This window comes from Microbispora amethystogenes, assembly GCF_016863015.1.
Taxonomy (GTDB): Bacteria; Actinomycetota; Actinomycetes; order Streptosporangiales; family Streptosporangiaceae; genus Microbispora; species Microbispora amethystogenes.
On the sequence record NZ_BOOB01000133.1, the window covers coordinates 1 to 1,052 of the forward strand.

At 69.5% G+C, this 1,052-nt stretch carries 1 pseudogene; it reads right to left on the bottom strand.

Features of this window, described 5'->3' with window-relative positions:
• Positions 1–252 (bottom strand): annotated as a pseudogene (locus tag Mam01_RS36025) (endo-1,4-beta-xylanase); the annotation flags it as partial.
• Between the last annotated feature and the right edge of the window lie 800 nt (positions 253–1,052).

Consider the following 1,052-nt stretch of genomic DNA (forward strand, 5'->3'; position numbering starts at 1 on the left):
GGAGTTGAACTCCCGGTCCCACGTGGCCACGTAGGTCGAGTCGTTCATGTGGCCGGCCGCGATCGCGGTGCCGAAGTAACGGCCGCTCTGCGCGGCGGCCGCCCCAAGGGTGCTCGCCGCGGCATTGGCGGGGAGGGTCGTCGCCAGGGCCGTCACCACCCCGAGCACGCCGAGAGCCCCGGCGGTCAGCGCCCGGCGCGAGCCGCTGAGCGGCCGCCTGGCGCCACCGGCGGATAAGGGGAAATCGCTCATGCCTGAGCCTCCACTGCTGCATCACTGAAGGGGAACGCGAGGACGCGCCCCCGCGGAAAGACGCCACGCCCCTCAACGGGACGCACGACGTGTCAACGACGACCGGCGTCACGAAACCACGGCCTCCGCCGTCCACCACCAGGTCCGGCAGAAAGAGGCCGCTTCGGAAAGTCAGTCTGGAAATCCCCACGAAACGTGTCAAGACTGCGCCGGAGAGGTGCGAGCGGTCTCCCCGCCACGACCACCCGCGCCGGGTGGACGGCACGCACCGCCACCGCGCTTTCCGGCCGCCTCTTCGCCCGTCACGGGATGGTGTCGGCTGGATGAATGTTTCAGCACCCCGCCCACCTCGGCTTGTGCGCGGCGCACCCATCGGAGCAGTTGAGGCCCACCCGGCGGTACGGCGTTCAGACAGGTGAATCCGGCGCGCTTGACGGGACCTGAGCCCGTCGTATTTGCTCCGCCGCACCACCACCGACATCGACGCCTACCAAGAAGGGCGGGCCCGGCAGAGCACGTGTGAACGTTAACAAGCCGTGACTCGCCTTCGAGCACGGAGGCGGGGCGACCCCCCGCCGCCGAGGGCGGCCAAGGTCCGGTCGGCGCGCCGTCGCGCCGCCCGTCCCGTATGCGTACCCGGCTCCCGCAAGCCCCAGTCACCACCCGCGGCCACGACCCCCAGTGTGAGCGCTAACAGAAGATTTCTCCTCCTAGATCACGTTCTTCGGGAGTACTGATGAAGATCCCTCGCGTCCGGTTCGTCGCGATCCTCCTGGCTCTCGCCCTCCCGGTCCTGGGTA